The sequence below is a fragment of the Lysobacter sp. F6437 genome (assembly GCF_052547215.1).
In genome coordinates, this window is record NZ_JBQWRB010000001.1 from 1528978 (window position 1) to 1550000 (window position 21023).

Consider the following 21023-nt stretch of genomic DNA (forward strand, 5'->3'; position numbering starts at 1 on the left):
ATGAATAACGATTTTTTTATCTATCAGTCGTCGTCGGACGCGTCGGATCCAGCCTCGACCTCGCGCAGCAATTCCGCTTCCTGGCGGGCCAGCTCGGCCTCGCGCTCGCGGGCCGCCCTGAGCTTCGCGGCCTGGTCGCCGGCGACGTTCTGCAGGGCCGACTCGATGTCCTGCATCGCCTCGGTGCTGCTGGTGGCCTGCGCGCGCAGGCGGGCGGCCTCCTCGGCCTGGATCCGGGTCTGGATCCGCAGGCGTTCGGCCTCGGCACGGGCCTGGGCGGCGTCGCGACGGCTGGCCTCGAGGATCAGTTCACTGCGCTCGCGCTCCAGCCGGTCGATCTGGCGCTGCATCGCCTCGGTGCGGGCGGCAGCCTCCGCGATCCGCACCCGGCGCTGGGCCACGTAATAGGCGGCGTCGTACTGGCTGCTGCGGGCGGTGGCCATGGCAGCGATGGCCTGCCGGGCCTGCAGGCGCTCATAGGCCGCCAGGCTTGCGGTTTCGCTGTCGGCGTCGAGCGCGTTCAGCTGTTGCGACAGCTCGATGGCGGCAGCATCTTCGGCCGCGTACGCAGGCACTGCGGCGAGCAATGACGTGGCCAGCGCAATCGCCAGCACGGTCGACTGGATCTTCATCGGCCACCCTCCCCTTGCAGGCGCTGCTGCAGCTGTTCCACCTCGGAACGGCGCTGGGCCAGTTCGGACGTGGCCAGTGCCTCCCGGCTCAATGCGTAGGCCAGGTCGGCATCCGACCAGGCTGCCAGCGCGAGCTTGCGGGCATCGTCGTTGCGGCCCTCGGCCATCGCCGCCTGGGCGCGGGTCAGGCCGGTGCGGGCGGTTGCCAGCGGGTCGGGCGCATACTGGTCGGCGTCGGCTCCGGTGGCCCGTACCACCGCCTGCTGGGCGCTGTTGAGCTCGGCGGTCGGCGGGGGCAGGGTCGCGCACGCACTGATCGTGCAAGCGAGAACTGCGCCCAGTAGCAGGTAACGAAATTGTGCGAAGCTGCGGTGCATAGGGGAGCCGTGTCGGAAGTTTTTCGCGCGGCCATTGTGATCAGGCCGGCGCCACGCTTGCAACGGTACGCCGGATTCATTGAGGGGTGTGTGCATGGACATCGGCTATTTCCTGAAGCTGATGACGGAGAAGAACGCGTCGGACATGTTCCTGTCCACCGGGGCGCCGGTCTACATCAAGATCGAGGGCAGGCTGCATCCGCTGGGCAATACCGGGTTGCCGCCGGGGATGGTCAAGAAGATCGCCTACTCGCTGATGGACGAGGGCCAGGTGCCGCAGTTCGAGCGCGACCTGGAACTGAACATAGCCTATGCGTTGCCCGATGCCGGGCGCTTCCGCATCAACGTGTTCAAGCAGCGCGGCGAAATCGGCATGGTGATCCGCGCGATCCGCAGCGTGATCCCGTCGATCGAGGAGCTGCAGCTGCCGCAGGTGCTCAAGAACATCATCATGGCGCCGCGCGGGCTGGTGCTGATCGTCGGCTCCACCGGTTCGGGCAAGTCGACCACGCTGGCGTCGATGATCGACCACCGCAACAGCAACATCGCCGGGCACATCCTCACCATCGAGGATCCGATCGAGTACCTGCACCGGCACAAGCGCTCGATCGTCAACCAGCGCGAAGTCGGGCTCGACACCCACACCTTCCACAACGCGTTGAAGAACGCGATGCGCGAGGCGCCGGACGTGATCCTGATCGGCGAGATCCTCGACCAGACCACGATGGAGGCGGCGATCGCGTTCGCCGAGACCGGCCACCTGTGCCTGGCCACGCTGCATTCCAACAACGCCGACCAGACCCTCGAGCGCATCCTCAACTTCTTCCCCGAGGGCGCGCACAAGAACGTGTTGATGAACCTGGCGTTGAACCTGAAGGCGGTGATCTCGCAGCGGCTGGTGATCGGTACCGACGGTCGCCGCCTGCCGGCCGCCGAGGTGCTGATCAACACCCCGCACATCCGCGACCTGATGCGCCGCGGGCAGGTCCACGAGATCAAGCACGCGATGGAGGAGACCCTGGAGGAAGGCATGGAGACCTTCGATCAGTGCCTGTTCCGGTTGCAGAAGGAAGGCCGGATCGGGATGGAGGAGGCGCTGCAAGCGGCCGACTCGCGCGACGGCCTGGCGTTGAAGTTCCGCTTGTCGGAAGGCTCCGACGCCGAGCACGACCCCTACGCGGACGTGTTCAACGCCGAGCAGTAAGGCTCAGTTCGGCTGCGGCGCGTCGGGCTGTCGTTCCGGCCGCGCCGCATCGAACGCCGGCAGGGCCAGGCAGGCCTTGTCGATACGGGCGATCGTCGGGAACTGCCCGACGTCGACCCCGAACCGGCGCGCGTTGTAGACCTGCGGGATCAGGCAACAGTCGGCCAGGCCGGGAATGCTGCCTTCGCAGAAGTCACCTGTCGCCGGATGGTCGGTCAGCATCTGCTCGACGGCCGCGAAGCCGCTGGTTACCCAGTGCCGGACCCACTCGTCGCGCTCGGGCTGCGGCACGTTCCATTCGCGGTCGAAATACTGCAGCACGCGCAGGTTGTTGAGCGGATGGATGTCGCAGGCTACCGCCTGGGCGATCGCGCGCACGCGCTGGCGGTCGCGGCTGGTCGCCGGCAGCAGCGCCGCCTCGGGCCAGGTCTCGTCGAGGTACTCGAGGATCGCGACCGACTGGCGCATGATCCGGTCGCCGTGCTTGAGCACCGGCACCAGTTCCTGCGGGTTGACCTCGCGGTAGGCATCCGAGTGCTGCTCGCCGCCATCGCGGACCAAGTGCACCGGGATCGTCTCGTAGGCCAGGCCCTTGAGGTTCAGGCCGATCCGCACGCGATACGCGGCGCTGGAACGCCAGTACGAATACAGCTGCAGTTGCTCCACCCGCGACCTTCCTTCCGTCATCTGCGCTCCCCCCTGAGCACGGTATCCGATGCGGGCGCCGGCGGATGACCATCCGCCGGGCCGGCGCCGCCGCCGGTCAGGCGTCGTGGCGCTCGATGCGCTGCTCGATCGCGCCGAAGATGCTGTTGCCGGCCTTGTCGAGCATCTCGATCCGGACCACGTCCCCATAGCTCATGAACGGCGTCGACGGCTTGCCGTCGCGCAGGGTCTCGACCGTGCGCTGCTCGGCGAAGCACGAGGCGCCCAGGCTGGTGTCCTCGTTGGCGATGGTGCCGGAGCCGACGATGGTGCCGGCCGACAACGGCCGGGTCCGGGTGACGTGCGCGACCAGCTGGGCGAAGTTGAACTGCATGTCGACCCCGGCCTCCGGTGCGCCGAACCACTTGCCGTTGACGTGGGTCAGCAGCGGCAGGTGGACCTTGCTGTCGCGCCAGACATCACCGAGCTCGTCGGGCGTCACGAACACCGGGCTCAGCCCGGAACGCGGCTTGGACTGGACGAAGCCGAAGCCCTTGGCCAGCTCGCCCGGGATCAGGTTGCGCAGCGACACGTCGTTGACCAGCCCGACCAGTTGGATGTGGCCGGCGGCCTGCTCCGGGGTGATCGCCATCGGCACGTCGTCGGTGATGACCACCAGCTCGGCCTCCAGGTCGATGCCGTACTCCTCGCTGGGCACCCGCACCGGGTCGCGCGGGCCCAGGAAGCCGGCGCTGACCGCCTGGTACATCAGCGGATCGGTGTAGAAGCTCTCGGGCACCTGCGCGCCACGGGCGCGGCGCACGCGCTCGACATGCGGCAGGTAGGCGCTGCCGTCGACGAACTCGTAGGCGCGCGGCAACGGCGCCGCCAGCGCGGTCACGTCGACATCGAACGCGCCCTCGGCCTTGCCCTCGTTGAGCGCATCGGACAGCGCATTGAGTCGCGGCGCGATGTTGGACCAGTCCTCAAGCGCATGCTGCAGGGTGTCGGCGATGCCGGTCGCGCGCACCGCGCGGGACAGGTCACGCGACACCACGATCAGGGTGCCGTCGCGGCCGCCTTCCTTGAGGGAACCAAGCTTCATTGAAATATCTCCAGATCGAATGGGGTCGGACCGGCGTCGAAACGCGATGGTTTCAATTGTAACGGTTGCCCGCAACGCCGGACCAGCGATACGCCGCTCCGGCAGCCCGGCTCCTGTCCGCCAAGGGGACTTCCTTCGGGGCGTAGGAGCGGCTTCAGCCGCGATCGGGAACCGTTCGCCCGTGCCGACTGCAGATCGCGGCTGAAGCCGCTCCTACAAAAAGCGGAGGCCGCGGCTGTCGGCGTCGGCAGCGGACACGAAAAAGCCCGCCGTGAGGCGGGCTTTTTCGTTTGGATCGTGGCAGCCCCGGATGGATTCGAACCACCGAATGCCTGAGTCAGAGTCAGGTGCCTTACCGCTTGGCGACGGGGCTATGGAACTTGTCGGACAAATATTAGCGCTTGGAGAACTGGGTTGCACGGCGCGCCTTGTGCAGGCCGACCTTCTTGCGCTCCACTTCACGGGCGTCGCGGGTGACGAAGCCGGCCTTGCGCAGCTCGCCCTTCAGCGACTCGTCGTACTCGACCAGCGCGCGGGCGATGCCCAGGCGGATCGCACCGGCCTGGCCGGTGGTGCCGCCGCCGGCGACGGTGACGTTGACGTCGAACTTGTCGGTGTTCTTGGTCAGCTCGAGCGGCTGGCGCACGATCATGCGCGCGGTCTCGCGGCCGAAGAACTCCTCGATCGAGCGCTTGTTGATGGTGATGTTGCCCTCGCCCTTGCGCAGGTACACGCGAGCGGTGGAGGACTTGCGGCGGCCGGTGCCGTAGTTCTGCTGGATTGCCATATTCGTAGTGACCTTAGATATCGAGCGGCTGCGGCTGCTGGGCGGCGTGCGGGTGCTCGGCGCCGGCGTAGACCTTGAGCTTGCGGTACATCGCGCGGCCGAGCGGATTCTTCGGCAGCATGCCCTTGACGGCGGTCTCGATGACGCGCTCGGGGTGGCGCTCAAGCGCCTGCGCGAGGGTCTCGGTCTTCAGGTTGCCGATGTAGCCGGTGAACCGGTGGTACTTCTTGTCGGCCAGCTTGTTGCCGGTGACCACGATCTTCTCGGCGTTGATGACCACCAGGTAGTCGCCGGTATCGACGTGCGGGGTGAACACCGGCTTGTGCTTGCCACGCAGGCGGTGGGCGAGCTCGGCGGCCAGGCGGCCCAAGGTCTTGCCGGAGGCGTCGACCAGGTACCAGTCACGCTGGACGGTCTCGTTCTTGGCGGTGAATGTCTTCATGACTGATCTTCTTTGGGTACCTAGCCGGGCTGATTCCGTGGTTGCGCCGCGAGGGCTGCCGTCGGAATTTCGCCGCGCGTTTTGGTATAGCGGAAACGAAAGAGGCGGAATGATAGCGGGCCTTGCGCTGCACTGCAAGCTCACTGAACCGCCCATGTTAGCATCCCGGCATGCCCCCTGCCATGCGCCCGCCACCCGTCGATCCGCTGGTGGCGCTGGCCGACCGCTGCGTGCAATGCGGCCTGTGCCTTCCGGCCTGCCCGACCTACCGGCATGACCGGCTCGAAGCCGAGTCGCCGCGCGGCCGGATCGCGCTGGCACGGGCCTGGGCACTGGAAACCATCGAACCGACTGCCGTTGGCGACACCCATCTGGACCACTGCCTGGGCTGCCGCAGCTGCGAAGCGGTGTGCCCGGCCGGGGTGGAGTATGGCGCATTGCTGGTCGAGGCCCGGCGTCGGCAGCGCGGGCGCCGGCGGCCGGAGCTGCGGCAACGCCTGGCCGGCGCGCTGGTCGCCCGGCCGCGCCTGCTCGCCGGGCTGCTGACGCTATACCGCTTCGGCCACCCGCTGCTGCCGCGGCAATGGCGCCTGCTACCGCCGCCACCGGCGCCCACGCCGCAGACGGAACCGCCCCCGGCCACCGCAATGGCCGCGGGATCGGCGGCGTTGTTCATCGGCTGCGTCGCCGGCCCCTACGAATCGGCGACGCGCGCCGCACTGACCCGACTGTGCGCGGCCCTGTCGATCGAATTGCGGGTCCCGGTGGCACAAGGCTGTTGCGGCAGCCTGCACGCCCACGCCGGTGACACCTTTGGCGCCGGCCAGCTCGCGGCAATCAACCGCGCCGCATTCTCCGGCCAGGATCGCGTGCTGACGCTGGCCAGTGGCTGCCACGAGGCCGTCGCCACCGCGCTCGGGCCGGCAACCGTCGACGCTCTGGCGTTCCTCGACGCCCACCGCGCACAGCTGCACTTCGCCGAACGCAGCGAGCGCATCGCCCTGCACCTGCCCTGCACCCAGCGCAACGTGGTGCGGTCGGTGCCGGCATTGCGCCGGCTGTTGGCGCAGGTGCCGGGGCTGACCGTGATCGAACTCGATGCCGGCTTCGGCTGCTGCGGCGCGGCCGGCCTGCAGATGCTGACCGACCCCGGCCGCGCCGCCGACTACCGCCAGCCGCTGCTCGACCAGCTCGCCGCCAGCGGTGCGGCCGCCCTGCTCAGCGCCAATATCGGCTGCCGCCTGCACCTGGCCGGCGGCACCGACCTGCCGGTGCGACACCCGCTGGAATTCCTCGCCGACGCCCTGGTGCCTGCACCGCCCGCTCACCGTCCCGCCGTAGAATCGACGCCATGACCGCTCGCACCCTGTCCCCGCTCGACCGCCTGCTCGGCGACGCCCAGCGCGCCCTCGAAACCGTGTTCGGCGCGCCGCCGGCACTGCGCCCGAACCCCGCGGCCGGCCAGGCCGAGATCGTGCTGGAGGACGACGAGCGCCGCCACTCGGCCGGCCTGATGCGGATCAACCACGTCGGCGAGGTCTGCGCCCAGGCGCTGTACTGCGGCCAGGCCGCGGTGGCGCGCGACGAGACGACCCGCGCCCACCTGCTCGACGCCGCACAGGAAGAGACCGACCACCTCGCCTGGTGCCACCAGCGCCTGCGCGAACTCGACAGCCGCCCCAGCCTGCTCAACCCGCTGTGGTACGCCGGCAGCTACGCCATCGGCGCGCTCGCCGGCCTGCGCGGCGACGGCTGGAACCTCGGCTTCGTGGTCGAGACCGAACGCCAGGTCGAGGCCCACATCGACGAACACCTGGAGTCGCTGCCCCCGGCCGATGCCCGCAGCCGCGCGATCCTCGGGGTGATGAAGGCCGACGAGGCCCGCCATGCCGCCAATGCCGAAGCGGCCGGCGCGCGGATCCTGCCGCCGCCGGTGCCGAGCGTGATGGCGGCCGCTTCGAAGCTGATGAAGACGGTCGCGTACCGGATCTGAGCACGCCAGTGCTTTTGCAGGAGCGGCTTCAGCCTCGATCGGGGGGTCGTCCGCCCGCGCCGACTTCAAATCGCGGCTGAAGCCGCTCCTACATGGTGCACGGGTGCAGGGTGGGCGCTGGCCATGCGGACACAAAAAAGCCGGCGATCGCCGGCCTTTTCCTAGTGCGAACCCCAGCTCAATCGACCAGGTTGCGCCCGTGGTACAGCTCCTCGATCTCGCGCTTCAGCCGCGCCTCGATCTTCATCCGCTCCTTGAACGACAGGTTGCGCGCTTTCTCCTCGAACAGGTACTGGTCGAGGTCGAAATCCTTCAGGTGCATCTTCGTGTGGAAGATGTTTTCCTGGTAGACATTGACGTCGAGCATCTCGTAGCGCGAGCGGATGTTCTTGTGCAGGTAGTCCTGGATCGAGTTGATCTTGTGGTCGATGTAATGCTTCTTGCCCTTGACGTCGCGGGTGAAGCCACGGACGCGGTAGTCCATGATCACGATGTCGGACTCAAGCGATTCGATCAGGTAATTGAGTGCCTTCAGCGGCGAAATCACCCCGCAGGTCGCCACGTCGATATCGGCGCGGAAGGTCGCGATGCCATTGTCCGGATGGGTCTCCGGATAGGTGTGCACGGTGATGTGCGACTTGTCCATGTGCGCGACCACCGCATCGGAGATCACGCCCTTGGCATCCTTCTTGTCGATCACCGGTTCCTCGGAGATGAGGATGGTGACCGACGCGCCCTGCGGGTCGTAGTCCTGCCGGGCGATGTTGAGGATGTTGGCACCGATGATATCGGCCACGTCGGTGAGGATCTGGGTCAGCCGATCGGCGTTGTAGGCCTCGTCGATGTACTCGATGTAGCGCTGCCGCTCCTCTTCGGACGCGGCGAAGCTCACATCGTAGATGTTGAACGAGAGTGCCTTGGTGAGGTTGTTGAAACCCTGCAACCTCAGGCGCGGCAACGGTTTGACCACGGTTGTTTCCCGGTACGTCGGACAGGGCGGGAATTATGGGGCAATTGGCTGCGCGGGGAAAATCCACGGCCTCGACCCTCCGCTGGCGGCCTCGCGCGCAGGTGCGCCCGCCGCTGCCCCTCAGCGGCGGGATTTGCCACGCGGCGCCAGTTCGACCTAAGCTCGCCGGATGCCTCGAGCGCCCAACCTATGTCCGCCAACCTGGTAGCCCCATTGACTGCTCTGCGTAAAACCAACAGCCCGCTGCTGCCCGACGGCGCGGTCATCGAACGATTCCTTGCCCACTGCCATCGTCGGCGGTACCCGTCGCGCACGGACGTGTTCCGCCCGGGCGATCCGGCCAGCACCCTGTACTACGTGGTGTCCGGCTCGGTCAGCATCATCACCGAGGAGGACGACGGCCGCGAGCTCGTCCTCGGCTACTTCGGCCCCGGCGAGTTCGTCGGCGAGCTGGGACTGTTCATCGAGAACGACCAGCGCGAAGTGATCCTGCGCACCCGCACCCCGTGCGAACTGGCTGAGATCGGCCACGAGCGCTTCTACGACCTGCTGCTTTCGCGGCTGGCCACCGACGCGCCGAAGCTGCTGTACTCGATCGGTGCGCAGATCTCCCGACGGTTGCTCGATACCAGCAGGAAAGCCGGCCGCCTGGCATTCCTCGACGTCACCGATCGCATCGTCCGCGCGCTGCACGACCTGGCCAAGGAGCCCGAGGCGATGAGCCACCCGGACGGCACCCAGTTGCGCGTGTCCCGCCAGGAGTTGTCGCGCCTGGTCGGCTGCTCCCGCGAGATGGCCGGCCGCGTGCTCAAGAAGCTGCAGGCCGACGGCAAGCTGCATGCCCGCGGCAAGACGGTGGTGCTGTACGGCACGCGTTGAGGCGTACATCGCTTCAAGCGCAACGGGCGGCCCCGCGGGTCGCCCGTTTTGTTTGGGGACCCCGAAACTGTAGGAGCGGCTTCAGCCGCGATCTGAAGTCGGCGCAGGCGGACGACTGCCGATCGCGGCTGAAGCCGCTCCTACAAGGGCGTCGGGGCGCCGGCGCGACCGGGACAGCCCCAGTTGAGGATCGGGGTGCCGGCCGGTAGCACGCGGCGGAACATCTCGACACGATCCGCCTTCGGGTTCACCACCACCGGCTTTTCGGCGGCCAGCAACAACGGCAGATCTGCACTGCTGTCGGAGTATGCGACGGCGACCGGCGCGGGGAAGCCGGCCTCGCGCAGCATCGTCATCTTCATTTCGTTGTGGCAGTGGCGCGTGGCGACCACCGCGCCGAACCGCGGGCCGACCTGGGTACCGACCACCGGCAGATCCTCGTGGGCGACGAAGGCGAGGATCGCCCGCGCCAGTTCCGGCGGCGCGCCGGTGGCGATCACCACCCTGTCGCCGGCTTCGCGGTGCCCGTGCAGTACTTCCAACGCGACCGGCAGCAGCCGCGCCCGGATCTCGTCGGCGTGGCGCGCGACGTAGCGATCGATCAGCGCGTCGAGGTCGCGGCGGCGATGGAAACCGATCGTCCCCGCCCAGACAAAACCGGAGATGCCGACCCGACGGGTCGGCAGGAACGCCACCATCGGCCCGAACACCGGCGCGATCAGCAGCGCCAGCAAACAGCGCCACCAGACGCGACGGATCAGCCAGGCGAACAGGTGGCCGCCGGAGTCGCCGTCGTACAGGGTGTGGTCGAAATCGAACACCACCAGCGGCGCGCCCTCGCGGCTGTCGGGATAGGCGTAACGCGTGGCCGGACCGGCGACGCTCACGGCGCGAACATCCGCTGCAGCGCCGCCCCCGGGTCGGGCTCGCGCATGAACGACTCGCCGATCAGGAACGTGTGGATGCCGGCGCCGCGCAGCCGGGCCACGTCGTCGCGGCTGGCAATGCCGCTTTCGGTGACCATCGTGCGGTCCGGCGGCACGGCGGTCTTGAGGTCGAGCGACGTGTCGAGCGAGACCTCGAAGCTGCGCAGGTCGCGATTGTTGACCCCGACCAGCTCGCAGTCGGCCTGCAGCGTGCGCTCCAGTTCATCGATGTCGTGGACCTCGACCAGCACGTCCATGCCGAGCTCGTGCGCGAGGTTGGCCATCTCCACCAGCGGGCCATCTTCCAGCGCGGCGACGATCAACAGGATGCAGTCGGCGCCGATCATTCGCGCCTCGTAGACCTGGTAGGGGTCGACGATGAAGTCCTTGCGCAGCACCGGCAGGCTGCAGGCGTCGCGCGCCTCGCCGAGGTAGCGGTTGCTGCCCTGGAAGAAGTCGACATCGGTCAGCACGGACAGGCATGCCGCACCGCCGGCCTCGTAGCTGCGCGCGATCGCCGCCGGGTCGAAGTCCTTGCGGATCAGCCCCTTCGACGGGCTGGCCTTCTTGACCTCGGCGATCACTGCGGCCTCGCCCGCGGCGTGCTTGCGCCGGATCGCCTCGACGAAGCCGCGCGTCGGCGGCTGGCTGGCGGCGCGCGCGCGGACGCTGTCGAGCGTGCGGATCTGGCTGCGCTGACGGATCTCCTCGTGCTTGCGCGCGAGGATAGTGGCGAGGATGTCGCTCATCGAGCGCCCTCGCCGGCCAGGCCATGCCCCGCCAACTCCCGGGTCACCGCCACGAACTCGTCGAGCTTGGCCCGCGCGGCGCCGGACGCGATCGCCTTGCGCGCGCGATCGATGCCGTCGCCGATGTCTTCGGCCACGCCGGCCACGTACAGCGCGGCGCCGGCATTGAACGCGACGATCTCGCGCGGCAGGCCATCGACGCCGTCCAGCGCCTCGCGCAGCATCGCGATCGATTCGGCGGGGTTGGCGACCTGCAGGTTGCGGCTGGCCGCCATCGCGATGCCGTAGTCCTCCGGGTGCACCTCGTACTCACGCACCTCGCCGTCACGCAGCTCGCCGACCAGCGAACCCGCGCCGAGCGACAGCTCATCCATGCCGTCGCGACCCCACACCACCAGCGCACGCTCGGCGCCCATTTCCTGCAGCACGCGGACCTGGATACCGACCAGGTCGGGGTGGAACACGCCCATCAGGATGCTCGGCGCGTTGGCCGGGTTGGTCAGCGGGCCGAGGATGTTGAACAGCGTGCGCACGCCCATCTCCTTGCGCACCGGCGCCACCATCTTCATCGCCGGGTGGTGCAGCGGCGCGTACATGAAGCCGATGCCGGTGCGCTCGATGCAGCGCGCGACCTGTCCGGGCTGCAGTTCGATCGACGCGCCCAGCGCCTCGAACGCATCGGCACTGCCGGACTTGGACGACACGCTGCGGCCGCCGTGCTTGGCGACCCGGCCACCGGCCGCGGCAATCACGAAGCTGCTGGCGGTGGAGATGTTGAAGGTATGGGCTCCATCGCCACCGGTGCCGACGATGTCGACCAGGTGGGTGCGGTCGGCGACCTCGACCGGCCGTGCGAACTCGCGCATTACCCGCGCCGCGCCGGCGATCTCGCCGACGGTTTCCTTCTTGACCCGCAGGCCGGTGATGATCGCCGCGGTCATCAATGGCGAGACCTCGCCGCGCATGATCATGCGCATCAGGTCGACCATCTCGTCGTGGAAGATCTCGCGGTGCTCGATGGTGCGCTGCAGGGCTTCTTGCGGGGTGATCGGCATCTCGTTCAACGCTCCAGGAAGTTCTTCAGCAACGCGTGGCCGTGCTCGGTCAGGATCGACTCGGGATGGAACTGCACGCCCTCGACCGGATGCTCGCGGTGGCGCAGGCCCATGATCTCGTCGAATGAACCGTCATCGTGGTCGGTCCATGCGGTGATCTCGAGGCAGGCCGGAAGCGTCTCGCGCGCGACCACCAGCGAGTGGTAGCGCGTGGCGTCGAAGTCGTCCGGCAAACCGGCGAACACGCCACTGCCCTCGTGCCGGATGCGCGAGGTCTTGCCGTGCATGATCGTCTTGGCCCGCACCACGTCGCCGCCGTAGCACTGGCCCAGGCTCTGGTGGCCGAGGCAGACGCCGAGGATCGGCGTGCGTGCGCCCAACTGGCGGATCAGTTCGACCGAAACACCGGCCTCGTTGGGCGTGCATGGGCCAGGCGAGATCACGATGCGTTCCGGCGCCAATGCCTCGATCTGCGCCACCGATAGTTCGTCGTTGCGCACCACCCGCACCTCGGCACCGAGCACCTGCAGGTACTGCACGAGGTTCCAGGTGAAGCTGTCGTAGTTGTCGATCATCAGGACCATGTCAGAGTCCCCGCGCCGCTTCGGCGACCGCGCGGAACAGCGCGCGCCCCTTGCTCATGGTTTCTTCCCATTCCTTTTCCGGGTCGGAGTCGTAGACGATGCCGGCGCCGGCCTGCACATGCAGGCGGCCGTCCTGGATGACTGCGGTGCGGATCGCGATCGCGGTGTCGGCGTCGCCATGCCAGCCGAGGTAGCCGATGCTGCCGGCGTAGACGTTGCGCTTGATCGGCTCCAGCTCGCGGATGACCTCCAGCGCGCGGATCTTCGGCGCGCCGCTGACGGTGCCGGCCGGGAACGTCGCGCGCAGCACGTCGGCGTAGCCGAGGCCCGGTTTCAGCGTGCCGGTCACTTCGCTGACGATGTGCATGACGTGGCTGTAGCGTTCGATCACGAACTGCTCGCCGACCTCGACCGTACCCGGCTCGCTGACCCGGCCGACATCGTTGCGACCGAGGTCGATCAGCATCAGGTGTTCGGCGCGCTCCTTCGGGTCGGCGAGCAACTCGACCTCCAGCGCGGCGTCCTCCGCCGGGGTCGCGCCACGCGGGCGGGTGCCGGCGATCGGCCGCACGGTGACGATGCCGCGGCCGGCTTCGTCATGTTCGAGCCGGACGAGGATCTCCGGGGAGGAGCCCACCACCTGCATCTCGCCGACGTCGAGGAAGTACATGTATGGCGACGGATTCAACGCGCGCAGGGCGCGGTAGACATCGACCGGGCGCGCCTTGAACGGCACGCTGAGGCGCTGGCTCAGCACGACCTGGAAGATGTCGCCGGCGCGGATGTACTCCTTCGACTTCTCGACCGCGTCGATGAAGCCTTCGCGGGTGAAGCCGGAGACGAAATCGGCCTCGTCCAGGCCATTGGGATCGAGCGTCTCGGGATAGGTCGCGCCGCTGTTGCGCAGGCGGTGGACCAGTTGGTCGAGGCGACGGTTGGCACGCGCATACGCCTGCGGTTCGGCCGGGTCGGCGTGGACGATCAGGTACAGCCGGCCCTTGAGGTTGTCGAACACCGCGACCTCCTCGCTGAGCATCAGCAGGATGTCGGGGGTGCCGAGTTCGTCGGGCTTCTCGCCGGTTGCAAGCCGCGGCTCGATGTACTGGATGCACTCGAAGCCGAACCAGCCGACCAGTCCACCGGTGAAGCCCGGCAAGCCCTCGATCCGCGGCACCGAGAATTGCGTGCGCAGGCGCTCGACCTCGGCGAACGGGTCTTCGACCTCGCGCGCCTCGACCAGCTCGCCGTGCTCGGTGACATAAAGCGTGTGGCCTGCGAACGCGTACACACGGGTCGCCGGCAGGCCGATGATCGAATAGCGGCCGAAGCGCTCGCCACCCTCGACAGATTCGAACAGGTAGGTATGCGGGCCGTCGGCGAGTTTCAGGTAGACAGACAGCGGGGTGTCGAGGTCGGAAAACACCTCGCGCACCACCGGGATGCGGGTATGGCCGTCAGCGGCCTGCTGGGTGAAGCGTTCGAACTGGCTGTCGGGCGTGGACACTCGGCATTTCCTCGGGATGCGACGGGACGTGGACGGCGGCGGCAAGCCACCATCGCCAGCCCGTGTCGGCACCGCAGGCACCGGCATCGTGGAAAAACTGGTTCGCCCGGAAATTCATCGGCGCAGTTTACGCCATGACCAGCCCGGGCGGGGGTTCGGGCGCCTCGTCCGTGGCTGGCAACGGGTTGCCGGGCGGCCGCAGCAAGGGGCAACCCGGCGGCAGGTGCATGCGCACGCGCCGGGCCACGCAGTCGACATGGAAACGGGTCGATTCGACTGGCTCGCCGTCGAGGTTGAGGGTCAGCGGTCCGGGCGCCTCGATCTCGACCCACGGCAGTTGCCGGCGCACCGCCACGCGATCGAGCGCGGCCTCCTTGCCCTCCGCCATCAGCGCGCCAAGGGTGGCACCGACCTCGCCTTCGAGTTCGGGGACGATGGTCAGGTCAAGCAGATCGTCATCGATCACCGCGTCCGGACACAGCGCCTGGCCACCGCCGGCCTGGCGGCCGTTGCCGATGCCCAGCGCAATGAAGCCGCCCTGCCATTCGAACGCCTCGCCGGCGGCGGTGGTCGCGCTGATGCGGGCCTGGATCGGTTCGATCCGGCCGAGCCTGGCGATGCCGGTGATCATGTAGGCCAGCCCGCCGAGCATTTTCTTCAGGCCTTCGTCGGTCTCGACCGTGACCTGGGTGCCGAAGCCGCCGCTGGCGAGGTTGGCGCACCAGTGGACGCGGTCGCCGCTGTCGATCCGCAGCAGGTCGATCGGTTGCGCGGTCGCGCTGCGCACCAGTTCCAGCGCGGCGTCGGGTTCCAGCGGAATCCCGGCGGCGCTGGCGAAGTCGTTGGCAGTCCCCATCGGCACCAGCGCCAGGCTCGGCAAGGCATCGGCGTCCGCGTCGCGGTGCGCGAGCGTGGTCGCCACTTCGCTCAGGGTGCCGTCGCCGCCGGCCGCGATCACGGTGTCGACGCCGTCCGCGATCGCCTCGGCGACATAGCGCTCGGCGTCGCCCTCTTCCCAGGTCACCCGCACGGTCAGCGCGATGCCCTGTTCGCGCATCGCCGCCACCGCCGCGCGCAACGGTTCGTCGCCGGCGGACTTGCCGTTGAGGATCAGGCGCCAGCGCGGCGTGCCCTGCACGGGTCGGGATTCGGTCATCGCGACAGGCTAGCAATATCGTCGTGAAAGCGGCCACGCACGGCAGGGGCCACAAACTGCGCCGGCTGTCATCACCGCGTCATGCAATGCACGGAGCATGGAAGGCCATAACAGGGACGACCGGCGGAGGCGGGATTGCCTCCAATCATTACTGAAGACCGATGCCCTCCCCGGGACATCGGTCTTCCTTTTCCGGTGGCCTCAACCGCGCACGCCGGCCACCGCCGCCTTCATCCGGCCGACCACGTCGGCATAGTCGGGGGCGTTGAAGATCGCCGAACCGGCGACGAAGGTGTCTGCACCGGCCGCCGCGATCTCGGCGATGTTGTCGACCTTGACCCCACCGTCGATCTCCAGCCGGATCGCGCGCCCGCTGGCATCGATCCGCTCGCGCACGCGGCGCAGCTTGTCCAGCGTGGACGGGATGAAGGCCTGCCCGCCGAAGCCCGGGTTGACCGACATCAGCAGCACCATGTCGAGCTCGTCGAGCACGTAGTCGAGCACCTCGACCGGCGTACCGGGATTGAGCACCAGCCCGGCCTGGCAGCCGTGCGACTTGATCAGCTGCACGGTGCGGTGGACATGGCGGCTGGCCTCGGGGTGGAAGCTGATCATCGACGCACCGGCCTTGGCGAAGTCCGGCACGATGCGGTCGACCGGCTCGACCATCAGGTGCACGTCGATCGGCGCGGTCACGCCATGCTTGCGCAACGCCTCGCAGACCAGCGGGCCGATGGTCAGGTTGGGCACGTAATGGTTGTCCATGACGTCGAAATGGACCCAGTCGGCGCCGGCCTTGATGACGTTGTCGACCTCCTCGCCGAGGCGGGCGAAGTCGGCGGAAAGGATGGACGGGGCGATGACGGTGGGGTGCATAACGGGGCCTCGGTTGGTATCGCGGACGATCATTTGGGCTTGCGCAGGGCCTGGATGCGGTCGTAGGCGCGGTTGATCTCGCGGGCCCGCGCCTCGACGCCGCCGGCCCGGTCGGGATGGTGGCGCGAGATCAGGCGCCGATAGGCCTGCTCGATCTCGGCGTCGCTGGCATTGGGGGCCACGCCCAGCACCGCATAGGGATCATCGCGCTCCGGGCGGGGCGAAGCCGGACCCGATCGCCGCCCGGACGAACCAAGCCCGAACCAGCCACGGTCGAACGCGTGCCCGACCAGCAATCCCAGCACGGCGCCCAGCAAGGGACGCGATCGCAGCAAGGCGACACCAATGACGACACCCAGCAACTTGCCGTACCAGCGGGTCATCGGTGCCGCACCATCGCGCTCCCCGGTTCGCCCGGTGCCAAGGCGGGCAGTTTACCTGCAGCCGGGCGCGGACCGTCGTACACTGCCCGGCCCCGTCGCGCACGCGCGCGTGGAACCGGCGGCCGACAGTCGCCCCGGCGCAGGCGGGGATCACGTGCCACCAAGGGATCCGACGTTGTCCAACACCCTGCTGCGACCCGCGCTTTCCGAATCCGACCTGCCCGGCCTGCCGTTGCGCCACCGCGGCAAGGTCCGCGACGTGTTCGACCTGCCCGGCGACAATCTCCTCATGGTCGCGACCGACCGCCTCAGCGCGTTCGACGTGGTGCTGCCCGACCCGATCCCGGGCAAGGGCGAAATGCTGTGCCAGATCAGCAACTTCTGGTTCGGCAAGACCAGCCACATCGTCGCCAACCACCTGACCGGGATCGACGTCGCCGACGTGCTCCCCGCCGGGGTCGACCCGGCGCTGTACGCCCGTCGCGCGGTGGTGACCAAGCGGCTCAAGCCGGTGCCGATCGAATGCATCGCCCGCGGCTACGTGATCGGCAGCGGCTGGAAGGATTACCAGCGCACCGGCCGGATCAGCGGCATCGCCCTGCCCGACGGCCTGCAGCAGGCGCAGAAGCTGGCCGAGCCGATCTTCACCCCGTCGACCAAGGCCGCGGTCGGCGACCACGACGAGAACATCGACTTCGACACCGCCGTGCGCCTGTGCGGCGCCGAGCTGGCCGAGGCGGTACGCGACGCGACCCTGCGGCTGTACCGCTTCGCCGCGGACTACGCCGCCGAGCGCGGCATCCTGCTGGCCGACACCAAGTTCGAGTTCGGCACCGACGCCGATGGCCGGCTGTACGTCATGGACGAAATGCTGACGCCGGACTCCTCGCGTTACTGGCCGGCCGACGAGTACAAGGTCGGTACCAGCCCACCGAGCTACGACAAGCAGATCGTGCGCGACTACTTGGAGACGCTGGACTGGGACAAGGCCGCACCGGGCCCGAAGCTGCCGGAAGAGGTGATCGAGCGGACCCGCGCACGTTACGCCGAAGCACTGTGGAAGCTGGCGGGCATTGCAATAGACTGAGTCCCGCCCGCTTTGTCCGACTGGACCTCCTGCGTTTGCAGGAGCGGCTTTAGCCGCGATCGGAAACTGTTCGCCTGCGCCGACTCCAGATCGCGGCTGAAGCCGCTCCTACAAACACCCCGCACTGCCGGAGATCGAAATGTCCGCGACGCAACGCCCGATCGACCGCTGGTTCGCCAGCTATTCCGGCGACCATCGCAGCGCGACCAACCAGTGGATCCACGTGGCCTGCGTGCCCGCGATCCTGTGGAGCGTGATCGCGCTGTTGTGGTGCGTACCGTCGCCCGGCACCTGGTTCCGCGCCGGGTTCTGGGCCGGGATCGCGATGTTCGGCGCATGGATGTTCTATTACCGCGCCTCGCGGAAACTCGGCGTGGGCATGCTCGTGGCGTTCGTCGCGCTCGGGTGGCTGACCCGCTGGCTGCATGACAGCCTCGGCACGACGAACCTTTTGTGGCTGGCGATCGCGGTATTCGTGGTGGCGTGGATCGGCCAGTTCGTCGGCCACAAGATCGAAGGCCGCAAGCCGAGTTTCCTGACCGACCTGACCTACCTGCTGATCGGCCCGGCCTGGGTGCTGGCGAAGTTGTACCGCAAGCTGGGATGGTCCTACTGAGATGATTTGCTGACATGTCATCGCGCGACATCGTCCTGGTCCTGCTGGTCTGCGTCGCCTGGGCCGGCAACTTCCTGACCTCGGCCTACGCGCTGCGCGAGGTGCCGCCGTTCCTCTTCACCGCGCTGCGCTTCATCGCGCTCGGGTTGCCACTGCTGTTCCTGATCAAGCGGCCGGCGCCGGGGCAGTGGCCGCGGCTGCTGTCGGTGTGCCTGTGCGTCGGCGTGCTGCATTTCGGCCTGAGTTTCGTCGCGCTGAAGATGGCTGGCGACCTGTCATCGCCGGCGATCGTGATCCAGAGCTACATCCCGATGACCACGTTGCTGGCGTGGGTCGTGCTGGGCGAGAAATTCGCATGGCGCACCGGGCTGGCGATCGCGATCAGTTTCGGCGGGGTGATGGTGCTGGGGTTCGACCCGCTGGTGCTGGACGATCCGCTGGCGCTGGGCCTGATGCTGGTGTCGGCGCTGTTCCTGGCGATCGGCACGGTCCTCATGAAGGGCCTGCGCGGGCTGGACGCCTACAGCATGCAGGGCTGGACGGCGCTGATCGCGGTGCTGCCGCTGCTGGCGATCAGCATCGTGCTTGAGCCGGGGGCGATCCCGGCGCTGGCCTCGGCCAGCTGGGTGGCCTGGGTCGGCGTGGCCTATGCGGCGTTCATTTCCTCGCTGCTCGGGCACGGGCTGTACTACGTGCTGGTGCAGAAGCATCCGGTCGCGCAGGTCACGCCGTGGCTGTTGCTGGTACCGGTGATGGCGGTCGGACTGGGCATCGCGTTCTGGGGCGACCGGCCCGGCCCGCGCCTGTATATCGGTGGCGCGATGGTGCTCGGCGGCGTGCTCGGCGTGGCGCTGCGTGCGTTGAAGAAGTCGCGGACGATGCCGCTGGCGAAGGAAATCTAGGCGCCGGCCGTCACGGCTCGAACATCTCCGCGGCGGGCTGGAACGGCCGCGGCGAATAGCCGAAATCATTGCGCGCGGGCGTGGCATCGAACACCAGGTCGTCCTGCATGCGCGCCACCGCGGCGCCGCCGAGCCCGCGCGCGCGACCACTGGCCTGGGCGACGCGCAGGACCAGTTTGAACAGTGCCGGCGGCAGCTCGATCAGTCGTGCCGGCGGCTGCAGCGTGGACAGCACGCGCGCGACCATTTCGCGATACGGCAACGTCTCGCCACCGGGCACCGCGTAGGCGCGGCCGGAGCTGGCCGCCTGCTCGAGGCAGCACATCGCCGCATCGGCGAGGTCGTCGACGTGCACCGGTTGGCGCAAGCCGACGGCATCGCGCGGCAACGGGAAGCGATGCCAGCGGCGCGCCAGTTGCGCGATCCGGGTCAGGCTGGCATCGCGCCCGCTGCCGTAGACCAGGGTCGGCCGCAGCAGCGTGGCCGCGGCTTCGCGCGAGCGCGCGGTCTCGAACACGTTGCGCTCGCCTTCCCCCAGGCGCCGCACCAGGTCGCGCTCGGCGGCATCGGCCGACACCTGCTTGGTCTCGATACTGGTCGAACCGAACGCAACCACCCGCGGGGCGACGACGTCCGCCCGCGCATACCAGCGTCCGAACCGGTCCAGTGGCCCGCAGCTGATGATCGCGTCGAACGACTTCGGCAACGTTGGCATCGCATCGAAATCGCCAACCCGCCAGCGCAGCCCGTCGGCGTCGGGCTGGCCGCGTCGCGACACGCCCGTGACCCGCCAGCCTGCCACACGCAGCCGCTCGATCACGGGACGACCGATCTGGCCCGTCCCGCCGAACACCAGCGCGTCGCGCACGTCAGCCGACCCGGTCGCGAGCCGGCAGCACCATACGCAGCCACCCATAGCCCAGGGCCGCGGCGATCACCGACGCACACAGCACGCCAAGCACCGCACCCTCATAGTTGACCGGATCGCGGTAACCCAGCGAGGCGATGAACAGGCTCATGGTGAAGCCGATGCCGCACAGCAGGCCCAGGCCGATCATCGCGCGCAGGTCCATGCCGTCGGGGAAACGCGCCCATCCCAGCGCGCGCATCCCGACCGCCGCACCGACGATGCCGATCGGCTTGCCGACCACCAGGCCCAGTGCGATACCCAGCGGTACCGCGGCCAGCGCCGAAGACGGGCTCAGGTCGCCCAGTGCGAGACCTGCGTTGGCGAACGCGAACACCGGCAGGATCGCGTAGGCCACCCACGGATGCAGCGCGTGCTCGAGGTGTTCCAGCGGCGAATGCTCGACCTCGTCATTGATCTTGTTGCCCTTGTCGACGTGCGGGATCATGAGGCCGGTGGCAACGCCGGCGAGGGTCGCGTGCACGCCCGACTTCAGCACGCACACCCACAGGAACACGCCGAGCAGGAGGTACGGCGTCAACGCGGTGACCCCGCGACGGTTCAGCAACCACATCAACGCCAGCGCCGCGCCCGCCCAGGCCAGCGCGGTCACCGACATGCCGTGCGAATAGAACAACGCGATGATCACGATCGCGATGAGGTCGTCGACAACGGCAATCGTCGACAGCAGCAGCTTCATGCCGACCGGCACGCGCGAGCCGAGCAATGCCAGCACGCCGAGCGCGAACGCGATGTCGGTCGCTGTCGGCACCGCCCAGCCACGCATCGCCTCGGCATCGGCATGGTTGAGCGAGTAGAAGATCAGCGCCGGAACAACCACGCCCGCGCCGGCGCAGATCAGCGGCAGGATCAGGCGCGAGCGACCCGCCAGCTGCCCGGTGAGCGCTTCGCGCTTGATCTCCAGCGCGACCAGCAGGAAGAAGATCGCCATCAATCCGTCGTTGATCCAGAGCAACGCCGGCTTGGCGATGTCCAGGTCGCCGACACGGACCTGCACCGGCATTTCGAGGAAGCTGTCGTAGAACTCTTCGAGCGGCGAGTTGGCGGCGATCATCGCCAGCACCGCGGCGCCGATCAGCAGGATGCCGCCAGCAGCTTCGAGCCGCAGGAACTCGGTCATCGCGCGTAGCGCGCGCAGCGACAGGGGGCGGCGGGGAGGGGGCGTTGCCGGGATGTGTTCGATCATCGGCCCAGTGTATCAACCGCTGTTCCGAAGCCCTGGA

At 68.3% G+C, this 21023-nt stretch carries 24 protein-coding genes and 1 tRNA gene; 7 read left to right on the forward strand and 18 right to left on the reverse strand.

The genetic code is table 11. From position 1 onward, the window contains the following. Nucleotides 1–23: 23 nt before the first annotated feature. Nucleotides 24–632: a hypothetical protein gene (locus ACT9F5_RS07115; RefSeq protein ID WP_445119188.1), complete on the reverse strand. Its 609-nt coding sequence runs from the start codon at nt 630–632 to the stop codon at nt 24–26. After that, nucleotides 629–1009 carry a DUF4398 domain-containing protein gene (locus tag ACT9F5_RS07120; protein ID WP_445098658.1) on the reverse strand — a complete coding sequence of 127 codons (381 nt, stop codon included), beginning with the start codon at nt 1007–1009 and terminating at the stop codon, nt 629–631. Before ACT9F5_RS07120 ends, ACT9F5_RS07115 begins: the two co-directional genes overlap by 4 nt. Nucleotides 1010–1103: 94 nt before the next feature. On the opposite strand from ACT9F5_RS07120, the gene ACT9F5_RS07125 reads away from it, so the two are divergent. Next, nucleotides 1104–2213: a PilT/PilU family type 4a pilus ATPase gene (locus tag ACT9F5_RS07125; RefSeq protein WP_445119189.1), complete on the forward strand. Its 1110-nt coding sequence runs from the start codon at nt 1104–1106 to the stop codon at nt 2211–2213. Nucleotides 2214–2216: 3 nt separating this feature from the next. Here the strand turns inward: ACT9F5_RS07125 and maiA are convergent, their stop codons facing one another. The 5 genes from maiA to rplM form a co-directional block, all read right to left on the reverse strand. Continuing rightward, on the reverse strand, nt 2217–2900 hold the full coding sequence (maiA, locus tag ACT9F5_RS07130) for a maleylacetoacetate isomerase (protein WP_445119190.1): 684 nt from the start codon (nt 2898–2900) through the stop codon (nt 2217–2219). A 76-nt stretch (nt 2901–2976) separates the two neighbouring features. Beyond that, nucleotides 2977–3963: a fumarylacetoacetate hydrolase family protein gene (locus ACT9F5_RS07135; RefSeq protein ID WP_445119191.1), complete on the reverse strand. Its 987-nt coding sequence runs from the start codon at nt 3961–3963 to the stop codon at nt 2977–2979. Nucleotides 3964–4261: 298 nt separating this feature from the next. Continuing rightward, a tRNA-Gln gene (locus tag ACT9F5_RS07140) sits at nt 4262–4336 on the reverse strand. 21 nt (nt 4337–4357) lie between these two features. Next, the gene (gene rpsI, locus ACT9F5_RS07145; RefSeq protein ID WP_445098654.1) at nt 4358–4750 is read right to left on the reverse strand and encodes a 30S ribosomal protein S9; all 393 of its coding nucleotides are present in this window, start codon (nt 4748–4750) and stop codon (nt 4358–4360) included. A gap of 13 nt (nt 4751–4763) precedes the next feature. Continuing rightward, on the reverse strand, nt 4764–5192 hold the full coding sequence (gene rplM / locus ACT9F5_RS07150) for a 50S ribosomal protein L13 (protein WP_445119192.1): 429 nt from the start codon (nt 5190–5192) through the stop codon (nt 4764–4766). Nucleotides 5193–5362: 170 nt separating this feature from the next. On the opposite strand from rplM, the gene ACT9F5_RS07155 reads away from it, so the two are divergent. Next, nucleotides 5363–6547 carry a heterodisulfide reductase-related iron-sulfur binding cluster gene (locus ACT9F5_RS07155; protein ID WP_445119193.1) on the forward strand — a complete coding sequence of 395 codons (1185 nt, stop codon included), beginning with the start codon at nt 5363–5365 and terminating at the stop codon, nt 6545–6547. Continuing rightward, complete coding sequence (coq7, locus tag ACT9F5_RS07160) at nt 6544–7185, forward strand: 2-polyprenyl-3-methyl-6-methoxy-1,4-benzoquinone monooxygenase (RefSeq protein WP_445119194.1); 642 nt, start codon at nt 6544–6546, stop codon at nt 7183–7185. Before ACT9F5_RS07155 ends, coq7 begins: the two co-directional genes overlap by 4 nt. A gap of 178 nt (nt 7186–7363) precedes the next feature. On the opposite strand, the gene speD is transcribed toward coq7, so the two are convergent. Next, entirely contained in the window at nt 7364–8155 is a 792-nt protein-coding gene (gene speD, locus ACT9F5_RS07165) for an adenosylmethionine decarboxylase (RefSeq protein WP_445098650.1), read from the reverse strand. Between the two features lie 189 nt (nt 8156–8344). On the opposite strand from speD, the gene crp reads away from it, so the two are divergent. After that, nucleotides 8345–9034, forward strand: a complete 690-nt coding sequence (gene crp, locus ACT9F5_RS07170) for a cAMP-activated global transcriptional regulator CRP (protein WP_445119195.1) — start codon at nt 8345–8347, stop codon at nt 9032–9034. A 140-nt stretch (nt 9035–9174) separates the two neighbouring features. Here crp and ACT9F5_RS07175 read toward each other — a convergent pair whose 3' ends face one another. From ACT9F5_RS07175 to ACT9F5_RS07210, 8 genes are all read right to left on the reverse strand, one after another. Continuing rightward, on the reverse strand, nt 9175–9921 hold the full coding sequence (locus ACT9F5_RS07175) for a haloacid dehalogenase-like hydrolase (protein WP_445119196.1): 747 nt from the start codon (nt 9919–9921) through the stop codon (nt 9175–9177). Further along, nucleotides 9918–10709 carry an indole-3-glycerol phosphate synthase TrpC gene (trpC, locus tag ACT9F5_RS07180; RefSeq protein ID WP_445119197.1) on the reverse strand — a complete coding sequence of 264 codons (792 nt, stop codon included), beginning with the start codon at nt 10707–10709 and terminating at the stop codon, nt 9918–9920. Before trpC ends, ACT9F5_RS07175 begins: the two co-directional genes overlap by 4 nt. Continuing rightward, complete coding sequence (gene trpD, locus ACT9F5_RS07185) at nt 10706–11764, reverse strand: anthranilate phosphoribosyltransferase (protein ID WP_445119198.1); 1059 nt, start codon at nt 11762–11764, stop codon at nt 10706–10708. The genes trpC and trpD overlap by 4 nt, the downstream gene beginning before the upstream one ends. Before the next feature lie 5 nt (nt 11765–11769). Beyond that, nucleotides 11770–12348, reverse strand: a complete 579-nt coding sequence (locus ACT9F5_RS07190) for a glutamine amidotransferase-related protein (RefSeq protein WP_445119199.1) — start codon at nt 12346–12348, stop codon at nt 11770–11772. A 1-nt stretch (nt 12349) separates the two neighbouring features. Then, nucleotides 12350–13771 carry an anthranilate synthase component I gene (trpE, locus tag ACT9F5_RS07195; protein ID WP_445119512.1) on the reverse strand — a complete coding sequence of 474 codons (1422 nt, stop codon included), beginning with the start codon at nt 13769–13771 and terminating at the stop codon, nt 12350–12352. Nucleotides 13772–13979: 208 nt separating this feature from the next. Then, entirely contained in the window at nt 13980–15008 is a 1029-nt protein-coding gene (gene yegS, locus ACT9F5_RS07200; RefSeq protein WP_445119200.1) for a lipid kinase YegS, read from the reverse strand. 201 nt (nt 15009–15209) lie between these two features. Further along, nucleotides 15210–15884 carry a ribulose-phosphate 3-epimerase gene (rpe, locus tag ACT9F5_RS07205; protein ID WP_445119201.1) on the reverse strand — a complete coding sequence of 225 codons (675 nt, stop codon included), beginning with the start codon at nt 15882–15884 and terminating at the stop codon, nt 15210–15212. A gap of 29 nt (nt 15885–15913) precedes the next feature. After that, the gene (locus tag ACT9F5_RS07210; RefSeq protein WP_445119202.1) at nt 15914–16267 is read right to left on the reverse strand and encodes a DnaJ domain-containing protein; all 354 of its coding nucleotides are present in this window, start codon (nt 16265–16267) and stop codon (nt 15914–15916) included. 175 nt (nt 16268–16442) lie between these two features. On the opposite strand from ACT9F5_RS07210, the gene ACT9F5_RS07215 reads away from it, so the two are divergent. From ACT9F5_RS07215 to ACT9F5_RS07225, 3 genes are all read left to right on the forward strand, one after another. Further along, complete coding sequence (locus ACT9F5_RS07215) at nt 16443–17354, forward strand: phosphoribosylaminoimidazolesuccinocarboxamide synthase (protein ID WP_445119203.1); 912 nt, start codon at nt 16443–16445, stop codon at nt 17352–17354. Nucleotides 17355–17493: 139 nt separating this feature from the next. Beyond that, nucleotides 17494–17970: an Mpo1-like protein gene (locus ACT9F5_RS07220; protein ID WP_445119204.1), complete on the forward strand. Its 477-nt coding sequence runs from the start codon at nt 17494–17496 to the stop codon at nt 17968–17970. A 14-nt stretch (nt 17971–17984) separates the two neighbouring features. After that, on the forward strand, nt 17985–18872 hold the full coding sequence (locus ACT9F5_RS07225) for an EamA family transporter (protein WP_445119205.1): 888 nt from the start codon (nt 17985–17987) through the stop codon (nt 18870–18872). Between the two features lie 10 nt (nt 18873–18882). Here the strand turns inward: ACT9F5_RS07225 and ACT9F5_RS07230 are convergent, their stop codons facing one another. Then, nucleotides 18883–19740 carry an NAD-dependent epimerase/dehydratase family protein gene (locus tag ACT9F5_RS07230; protein ID WP_445119206.1) on the reverse strand — a complete coding sequence of 286 codons (858 nt, stop codon included), beginning with the start codon at nt 19738–19740 and terminating at the stop codon, nt 18883–18885. A 1-nt stretch (nt 19741) separates the two neighbouring features. Further along, nucleotides 19742–20986 carry a Na+/H+ antiporter NhaA gene (gene nhaA / locus ACT9F5_RS07235; RefSeq protein ID WP_445119207.1) on the reverse strand — a complete coding sequence of 415 codons (1245 nt, stop codon included), beginning with the start codon at nt 20984–20986 and terminating at the stop codon, nt 19742–19744. Nucleotides 20987–21023: the final 37 nt, after the last annotated feature.